Origin of the sequence: Kitasatospora putterlickiae, assembly GCF_039527695.1 — a bacterium.
Taxonomy (GTDB): Bacteria; Actinomycetota; Actinomycetes; order Streptomycetales; family Streptomycetaceae; genus Kitasatospora; species Kitasatospora putterlickiae.
Map to the genome: position 1 here is coordinate 1744 of NZ_BAAAKJ010000540.1, position 8274 is coordinate 10017.

The 8274-nt window shown below is 73.7% G+C and carries 8 protein-coding genes; 1 reads left to right on the forward strand and 7 read right to left on the reverse strand.

Going from position 1 to position 8274, the window contains the following annotated elements; translation table 11 throughout:
- Positions 1-61: 61 nt before the first annotated feature.
- The 4 genes from ABD308_RS38940 to ABD308_RS38955 all read right to left on the reverse strand — a co-directional run bounded on the left by ABD308_RS38940 (position 62) and on the right by ABD308_RS38955 (position 4005).
- On the reverse strand, positions 62-307 hold the full coding sequence (locus tag ABD308_RS38940; protein WP_344345801.1) for a hypothetical protein: 246 nt from the start codon (positions 305-307) through the stop codon (positions 62-64).
- Between the two features lie 149 nt (positions 308-456).
- Positions 457-822 carry a WhiB family transcriptional regulator gene (locus ABD308_RS38945; RefSeq protein ID WP_425554967.1) on the reverse strand — a complete coding sequence of 122 codons (366 nt, stop codon included), beginning with the start codon at positions 820-822 and terminating at the stop codon, positions 457-459.
- 168 nt (positions 823-990) lie between these two features.
- Positions 991-1470, reverse strand: a complete 480-nt coding sequence (locus ABD308_RS38950) for a hypothetical protein (protein ID WP_344345781.1) — start codon at positions 1468-1470, stop codon at positions 991-993.
- 270 nt (positions 1471-1740) lie between these two features.
- Positions 1741-4005, reverse strand: a complete 2265-nt coding sequence (locus ABD308_RS38955; RefSeq protein ID WP_425554968.1) for an ATP-dependent DNA helicase UvrD2 — start codon at positions 4003-4005, stop codon at positions 1741-1743.
- Between the two features lie 327 nt (positions 4006-4332).
- Here ABD308_RS38955 and ABD308_RS38960 point away from each other — a divergent pair, with 327 nt between their 5' ends.
- Positions 4333-4590 carry a mycoredoxin gene (locus ABD308_RS38960; RefSeq protein ID WP_344345785.1) on the forward strand — a complete coding sequence of 86 codons (258 nt, stop codon included), beginning with the start codon at positions 4333-4335 and terminating at the stop codon, positions 4588-4590.
- Between the two features lie 42 nt (positions 4591-4632).
- Here ABD308_RS38960 and ABD308_RS38965 read toward each other — a convergent pair whose 3' ends face one another.
- The 3 genes from ABD308_RS38965 to ABD308_RS38975 all read right to left on the reverse strand — a co-directional run bounded on the left by ABD308_RS38965 (position 4633) and on the right by ABD308_RS38975 (position 8160).
- Positions 4633-5487, reverse strand: coding sequence for a GntR family transcriptional regulator (locus tag ABD308_RS38965; RefSeq protein ID WP_344345787.1), 855 nt, complete (start codon positions 5485-5487; stop codon positions 4633-4635).
- 216 nt (positions 5488-5703) lie between these two features.
- Positions 5704-6654, reverse strand: a complete 951-nt coding sequence (gene nudC, locus ABD308_RS38970; RefSeq protein WP_344345789.1) for an NAD(+) diphosphatase — start codon at positions 6652-6654, stop codon at positions 5704-5706.
- A 93-nt stretch (positions 6655-6747) separates the two neighbouring features.
- Positions 6748-8160 (reverse strand): dipeptidase, encoded by a 1413-nt coding sequence (locus ABD308_RS38975; protein WP_344345791.1) that lies wholly within the window; start codon positions 8158-8160, stop codon positions 6748-6750.
- Between the last annotated feature and the right edge of the window lie 114 nt (positions 8161-8274).

Below are 8274 nucleotides of genomic sequence, written 5' to 3' on the forward strand. Positions count from 1 at the left end.
TGTCGGGGGGCGGCCTGCGGCGCGACGGGGGTCCTGTGGGGCCGGCGCGCCGGCCTCCCGGTCACATCAGGGCGACGGCGAGCGCCTTGCGGGCCCGGAGCGAGGCGCGCTCGGCCTTCTGCTTGAGCCGGTGGGCGCGGGCGAGCCGGACGACGAGCCGTTGGTGCTCGGCCTCCTGGAGGCGCTCTTGCATATGCGCCCGGGCCAGGGATTCGTGGAGGAGTTGCATTTCGAGGGTCCTGTTCTGGATCTGGAGTTCGGTGGTCTGCTCGGCGCGGACGGTCGGGTCGATGGCGGCGGCGGTCATGTGGTGGTCCTGCTCGTGGTGCGTCGTCGGGAAGGGGTGGATGCGGGCGGCGTCGGCCTTGGCGGCGGCGAGGCGTACGGAGCGGCGGAGGGCGTTGTCCAGCGGGGGCTGCTCTCCCCGGCGGACGGTTCCGGCTCCGGACGCGGGGTTCACGCCGCGACCTCGGTCTTGCGCGGGCGGCCACGCGGCCGCTTGCGGGCCACGACGACACCCTGGACGAAGAGCTCGCCGCCCCAGACGCCCCAGGGCTCACGGCGCTCCAGGGCACCGGTGAGACAGACGTCCTTGACCGGGCAGGTGCCGCAGAGGGACTTCGCGTACTCGACGTCGGCGGGCGTCTCGGCGAAGAAGACCTCGGGGTCGAAGGCGCGGCACGGGATGGGGAGACCGAGCTCCTCGGCCTGGTCGATCGAGGTGAACTGCATGGGGAGAACCTCCGGGGGGTCGGCCTGGTCGGCCTTGATCTGGTCTGTCGGCGGTACGGACGGGGTGGGCGGCGTGATGACCGTGGACACTGTGGGCGTCTTCCTCGTCTTCTCAGTGGGTCCGGCTCAGCTGACTGGTGGGGCTGGGCCGGAGGCCCCGGGGGGCCTGGGTGGTCTTGCGTACCGGACAAAACAGAAGGGCCGCGGATCCCGGTGAGTGGGGTTCCGCGGCCCTGGAGGCGCCGACCTGAGGCTGGCTCAGGTTCGTTCTCTCCAGGGTTCGGGGCCGCGGAAGGCCCGCATCCGGATGGCCGTGGCGCCCGTGAAGGCGGCCATGGCCTGGTTGATCTGCTGCTCGTTCTGCTTCTGGGTGTTTCCGGCACCGATGACCCGCGCATAGCCGCCATGCATGGCAATGGCTACGGCCGTCTTCGGTGCCTGGGTCGGTCGCTCATCACGCGGGGAGCGCGAAGCGTCGACCGACGCCCAGTCGCGGGACAGACCAGTCTCGACACTGGTGCCGTCGAGGCTGCCGCCCTGGATGCCGGTGCTGCCGGGGCCAGTGTGTCCGAGGCCACTGACAGCGGGGGCGAGGGAGGCGGGAACGACGGAGACACCGGTGGTGTCGAGACCCAGACCGGTTCCGCACAGTTCGACGGCGAGCCGCGGGTTGGCGGCACGCAGCGAGACGGCGGCGATGACGGTCTGGCCAGTCATTTTGGTGATCATGGTTTCCACTGCATTCGCCTCCTCTCGGCGTCTCGCGGAGCCTGGTCTCCCGGGCTCCGAACTGTTCGGATGTCTGTCTCGGTGAAGCTGGGTGAAGCGGGTGGAGCTCGTGGGCGCAGGGGCGTGCGGCGACAGGCGTCACCCCGTCCGATCGCGTCCCCTTGACCGCTCCGGCAGGCTATTGCGCTCCCGGCACGGCGCGCAAACTATTTTTCCGGCGAGTTTCCCGACGGTCTCCGCGGCGCCTTCCGACGCCGGCTGCGATCGCCCCGGACCGGCTCAAGCCGGTTCGTCCGGCTGGTCGTCCGTGACGTCCGCCGGATCCCTGACGGGCTCCTCCCCCGCACACAACGAGAGCACGGCGGCCCCGTATTTGTCCAGCTTCATCGCGCCGACCCCGGAGATGCCGGCCAGCTCCTGCCGGTTGGCGGGGACGTCCTCGGCGATGGCCATCAGGGTCGCGTCGGTGAAGACGACGTAGGCCGGCGCGCCCTGTTCCCGGGCCTGGGCGGCGCGCCATTCGCGCAGCCGTTCGTAGAGCGCCTCGTCCATGGTGGAGGGGCAGGTCTCGCAGCGGCGCAGCTTGCGCTCGACGGCCTCGGTGAGGGCCCGCCCGCAGACCCGGCAGGTGACCGGGCCGCGGACCCGGCGTCCGGCGGAGCGCTCGCCGGTCTCCCCGGCGCGCCCGCCGCGCCCGGCGGGGCGGGCGCCGGGGGCGCTCGACCCGGGGCGCAGCCCGTCCAGGAAGCGGCTGGGCTTGCGGGAGGCGCGGCCGCCCGGGGAGCGGGAGAGCGCCCAGGAGAGCGTGAGGTGCTTGCGGGCGCGGGTGACGCCGACGTAGAGGAGGCGGCGTTCCTCCTCGACCTGCTCGTCGGTCTTGGCGTAGATGATCGGCATGGTGCCCTCGGTGAGGCCGACCAGGAAGACGGCGTCCCATTCGAGGCCCTTGGCGGCGTGCAGCGAGGCGAGGGTGACGCCTTCGACGGCGGGGGCGTGCTGGGCGGCGGCGCGGGCGTCGAGTTCGGCGACGTAGGCGGCGAGGTCGGTGGTCCGTCCCTCGGCGGTGCGACCGCGTTCGAATTCCTCGGCGAGCCGGACGAGGGCGGCGAGGGACTCCCAGCGGTCGCGGACGGCGCCGGAGCCCGCGGGCGGTTCGGCGGTGAAGCCGCGGGTGGCGAGGACGGCGCGGACCTGGCCGGCGAGGTCGGGGGCGCCGTCGGTGACGGGGTCGGAGGCGGCGCGGGCGGCGCCACGCAGCAGGACGCCGGCGTCGCGGACCTCGGGGCGTTCGAAGAACCGTTCGGCGCCCTTGAGCTGGTAGGGGACGCCGAGGTCGGCGAGGGCCTGCTCGTAGACCTCGGACTGGCCGTTGGTGCGGAAGAGGACGGCGATCTCGCTGGCGCGCACGCCGGCGGCGATGAGGTCCTTGATCTTGCGGGCGGTGGTCTCGGCCTCGGTGGGTTCGTCCTCGTACTCGGTGTAGACGGGCTCGGGGCCGGCCTCGCGCTGGGAGACGAGTTCGAGGCGGTGGCGGGCGGCCTCGCCGCGGGCCTGGGCGAGGAGTCCGTTGGCGAGGTGGACGACCTGGGGGGTGGAGCGGTAGTCGCGGACGAGTTTGACGACGGTGGCCTCGGGGTGGCGGGTGCGGAAGCCGAGCAGGTAGTCGGGGGTGGCGCCGGTGAAGGAGTAGATGGTCTGGCTGGCGTCGCCGACGACGCAGAGGCTGGCGCCGCCGCCGGGGCCGGTCCACTGGTCGAGGAGGCGCTGCTGGAGCGGGGAGACGTCCTGGTACTCGTCGACGGTGAAGTGCCGGTACTGGGCGCGGACCTGGTCGGCGATGTCGGGGCGGTCCTCCAGGATGGCGGCGGTGAGCAGCAGGACGTCCTCGAAGTCGATGTTCCCGCGGCGGCTCTTGGTCTCCTCGTAGACGCGGTAGACCTGGGCGGTCTCGGCGGGGTCGCGGGGGGCCTCGCGGCCGGACTTGGCGACGGCGGCGGGGTAGTCGTCGGGGCCGGTCTGGGTGACCTTGGCCCATTCGATCTCGGCGGTGAGGTCGCGCAGTTCGGTGCGCTGGACGCGCAGGCCGCAGCGGCCGGCGGCTTCGGCGACCAGCTGGACCTTGCGTTCGAGCAGCTGGGGGACGGGGCCGCCGACGGCGCGCGGCCAGAAGTACTGGAGCTGGCGCAGGGCGGCGGCGTGGAAGGTGCGGGCCTGGACGCCGTCGGCGCCGAGCTGGCGCAGGCGGCCGCGCATCTCGCCGGCGGCGCGGGCGGTGAAGGTGACGGCGAGGACCTGCTGGGGCTGGTAGACGCCGCTGCGCACGCCGTAGGCGATGCGGTGGGTGATGGCGCGGGTCTTGCCGGTGCCGGCGCCGGCGAGGACGCAGACGGCTCCGTGCAGGGCGGTGGCGACGGCCCGCTGTTCGGGGTCGAGTCCGGCGAGGACGGCGTCGGGGCCGCCGGCGGCGGGGTCGCCGAAGCGGTGGGCGTCCTGGTGTCCGTCGAACGGGCTGCCGCTCAAGAGGTCTTCCTGCATGCGTTCCATCCTCTCAGTCCGCGCGGACATCCCGGGCGGGGTTGTCCACAGGGGCGGTGTGATCGCCGGATGATCGCGTCGCGGACGGCGGATGGAGGCACGCGGGGGCGCGTGCGCTTCGTGCCGCGCCGGTTCAGCTGGGCGCGCGCCGGCACGGACGTACTCCCGGCACGGTGCGACCGGGCACGGCCCTGCCCGGTACGGCACGGCCCGGTGCGGCCCGGTGCGACCCGGTGCGGAATGACCGCCGGGTGGTGGACGTTGTCCCCCCGGAGCCGCGTGACGCGCGCGGCGCCCCCCGTACAGGCCCTCCCCCATCTCGAAGGAGTCCCCTCGATGTCCGGCAGCGTGACGATGTACAGCACGACCTGGTGCGGCTACTGCAACCGGCTCAAGAGCCAGCTGCAGCGCGAGGGCATCGGCTACACCGAGATCAACATCGAGGAGGACCCGGCGTCGGCGGCCTTCGTCGAGTCGGTGAACAACGGCAACCAGACCGTTCCGACCGTGCTGGTGAAGCCGGCCGGCGGCGGCGAGCAGGTCGTGATGACCAACCCGAGCCTGCTGCAGGTCAAGAAGGCCCTCGCGGCCTGACGCCCGAGCACCCGGCAGCGCCGGCGCGCCCGCCCACCGGGGCTACGGCGTGCCGGCCCGGGCCTGGTCGACGGGTGCGGCGGGCGCGGGCAGCGAGGCCCGGGCGCCGAGGTCGCCGACCCCGTAGACCAGCCGGCTGCGGTCCGCGGAGTAGCGGGTCTCGATGACCCGGACGGGCCCGCGCCGGTCGTAGGTGACCCGGGTCTGGACCATCAGCGGCACCCCGGGACCGCCCTGGAACCACTGGGCCTCCTCGGGTCCCGGCATCCGGGCGACGAGGTGGTCGACGGCGCCGATCTCGGTGCGCCCGAGGGCGGCGAGCACCGCCTCGTCGCCGCCGTCGATCTGGTCGGGCTCCATCAGCGGGGTGCCGGCGGCGAGGCCGGCCCGGTAGTGGCTCTCCTCGATCGAGTACGGCTCGCGGTCGAGCATCCGCAGCTGGCGCCGCACGACGATGGCCTCGCCGGGGCGCAGTCCGAGCCGTTCGGCGATGTCGACGCGGGCCCGGACGATCATCATCTCGAAGTCGACGGTGAGTTCGCGCCCGCTCTCGGCGGCCTCCCCGCGGTAGACGGCGCTGGGCACGGCCAGGCAGTCGCGCGCGGCGGCCTCCTGCGGTTCGAGGCGGGGGGCGGGTCCGTAGGCGCGGTGGTCGAGCACGGGGTGCTCGCGCAGGTAGGTGCCCTTGCCCTGGAGGCGGACCAGCCGGCCTTCGTTGACGAGGACGTCGACGGCGAGCCGGACGGTGTTGCGGGCGACGCCGTACTGGCGTTCCAGTTCGCTCTCGACCGGCAGGGCGGCCGCGGTGGTGAACTCGCCCTCGGCGATCCGGCGGCGCAGGTCGGCGGCGAGGCGCTGGTATTTGGGGGATTGGGCGGTGCCCCGGGGGATTGTCACCCGAGTGAATGTAGCGAGCCGGGTGAGGGGCTTTCAGGCGTTTGCGGCAAAGTCCGCCGGGATCGGTGACTCCACTGGACAGGACCCCGGGGGCCGTACTGGACAGGGCCGCTCCGGTTACGAACATCCTGGGGAGACGGATTCGAAATGGAAATTGGGGGCGCGCGGATCACTCCGCGCGCCCCCAATGGTGGACGCTCCGGGAACCGCCCGGAATTACCAGCGGGCCGCCGCCGGCAGCGGTTCGCCGTACCAGAGCTCGACCAGGTGCCGGGCGATCGAGATCCCGGACGGCGGCAGGATCTCCCCCGCCTCCATGCCCGCCCGCAGCTCCTCCCGGGAGAACCAGCGCGCCTCCGCCAGCTCCTCGCCGTCCACGGTGATCGCGGTGCCCTCCGGGTGCGCCCGGCCCAGGAAGCCCAGCATCAGGCTGGACGGGAACGGCCACGGCTGGCTGGCCACGTACGAGACGTCGGCGACCCGCACCCCGGCCTCCTCGTGCACCTCGCGCACCACCGCCTGCTCGATCGACTCCCCCGGCTCGACGAAGCCGGCCAGCGTCGACCAGCGGCCCTCCGGCCACAGCGCCTGGCGGCCGAGCAGGCAGCGGTCCCGCTCGTCGGTGATCAGCATGATCACCGCGGGGTCGGTGCGCGGGTAGTGCTCGGCCGCGCAGGAGGTGCAGCGCCGCACGTGCCCGGCACCGGCCTTCTCGGTCGGGTGGCCGCAGCGCGAGCAGAAGCTGTGCAGCCGGTGCCAGTGCTCCAGCGCGACGGCGTGCACCAGCAGCCCGGAGTCCCGGTCGGAGAGCAGCGCGCCGACCTCGCGCAGCCCGGCCGGGCGGGCGTCGCCGTCCAGCCGGCCCGGCAGGCTCTCGCCGGCCAGCGCGAAGTAGGAGACGCCGTCCTCGTCGGTGCCGAGGAAGTACCGGTCACCGCTCTGCGGCGCCTCGAAGGAGGGCAGCAGGACCAGTTCGGTCCCCTGCCCGGTGTCCACCACGAACGCCTCGCCGCCGGAGATCGGCAGCACCTTGGTGGTCGGGTGGCTCCACGCGGCCGCCAGCCAGGGCTCGTCGAACCGGTGCTGGGCCGCCCGGTCCACCCCGGCCCGGGCCAGCGCCAGGTGCAGCGGACGTTCGGTCTCAGGCACGGTGCTCAACTGTTCCATCCCCACGTGATGAGTCTTCCGGACGGGTCGGGTCCGCACCGGCGGCCGGGTCGGGGCGCGCCCGACCCAGGTCCGCCCGCGCTCGCCCGCGGTTCACGCGCGCTCGCCGCCCGGCCGCCAGTTCTCGGCCAGGTCGGCCCACAGGTAGGCGGCGGTCTCGACGCCCTTGGCCAACAGGTCCAGCTCGACCTTCTCGTCCACCGAGTGCCAGCCGTCCGAGGGCACCGAGATGCCGAGGAACAGCACCGGCGCGCCGAGCACGTCCTGCAGGTCGGCGGCCGGGCCGGAACCGCCCTCACGGGTGAACAGGATCTTCTGCTCGAAGGCCCGGCCCATCGCCCGGACGGTGGACTGCAGCGCCGGGTGGTCGAGCGGGGTCAGGCAGGGCCGGGTCGCGCCCGGGAAGACCAGCTCGTACCGGACGCCCTCGGGCACCCGGTCGGCCACCCAGGCGCGGACGGCCTCGCGGATCTTCTCCACCTCCTGGCCGGCGACCAGCCGGAAGGAGAGCTTCAGGTGCGCCGAGGCGGGCACGATGGTCTTGCCGCCGGGGCCGGTGTAGCCGCCCCAGATGCCGTTGACCTCAGCGGTCGGGCGGGCCCAGATCCGCTCCAGGGTGGAGTAGCCCGCCTCGCCCCGGGTGCCGTACGACTTGGCGGTCCGCAGCCAGGCGGCCTCGTCGAAGGGCAGCTCGGCGAAGAGCGCACGCTCGCGGTCGGTCAGCTCGACCACGCCGTCGTAGAAGCCGGGGACGGCGACCCGGTGGTCGGCGTCGTGCAGGCCGGCGGCCAGCTCGGCGGCGACGGTGGCCGGGTTGGGCACCGCGCCGCCGAAGGAGCCGGAGTGGATGTCGGTGTCCGGCCCGTACAGGTCGATCTGGGCGTCCGCCAGGCCCCGCATGCCGGTGCAGACGGTCGGCGTGGTCTCGGACCACATGCCGGTGTCCGAGATGATCACGACGTCGGCGGCCAGCCGGCCGGCCTCGCGGCGCACCAGGTCGGCGAAGTGCGGGGAGCCGGACTCCTCCTCGCCCTCGATCAGCAGCTTGAGGTTGACGGCCGGCGCGGTGCGGCCGGTGGCCGCCAGGTGGGCGCGCACCCCCAGGGTGTGGAAGAACACCTGGCCCTTGTCGTCGGCGGCGCCCCGGGCGTACAGCCGACCGCCGACCACGGTCGGCTCGAACGGGTCGGTCGCCCAGCCGTCCTCCCGGGCGGCGGGCTGCACGTCGTGGTGGCCGTAGACGAGGACGGTCGGCGCGTCCGGGTCCCCGGAGGGCCACTCGGCGAAGACCGCCGGCAGGCCGTCCGTCTCCCAGACCTCCGTCACCGGGAAGCCGGTGTCGCGCAGCTTGGCGGCCAGCCACTCGGCGGAGCGGCGGACGTCCCCGGCCCGGCCGGGGTCGGCGGACACCGAGGGGATGCGGAGCCAGTCGGCGAGGTCCGCGAGGAAGGCGGGCCGGTGCTGATCGATGAAGGAGCGGACGACGCTGTCCGGGGTTCTCGTCATACGGACGACTTTAGTTCGCCCGGACACCCGCGAGCGGCCCCGGTCCCGAAGGGTGGGCACCCCGAAGGCTGTTACGTCCGTCACCCCGTCGCCGTCCGCACCGGCACCCCCGGC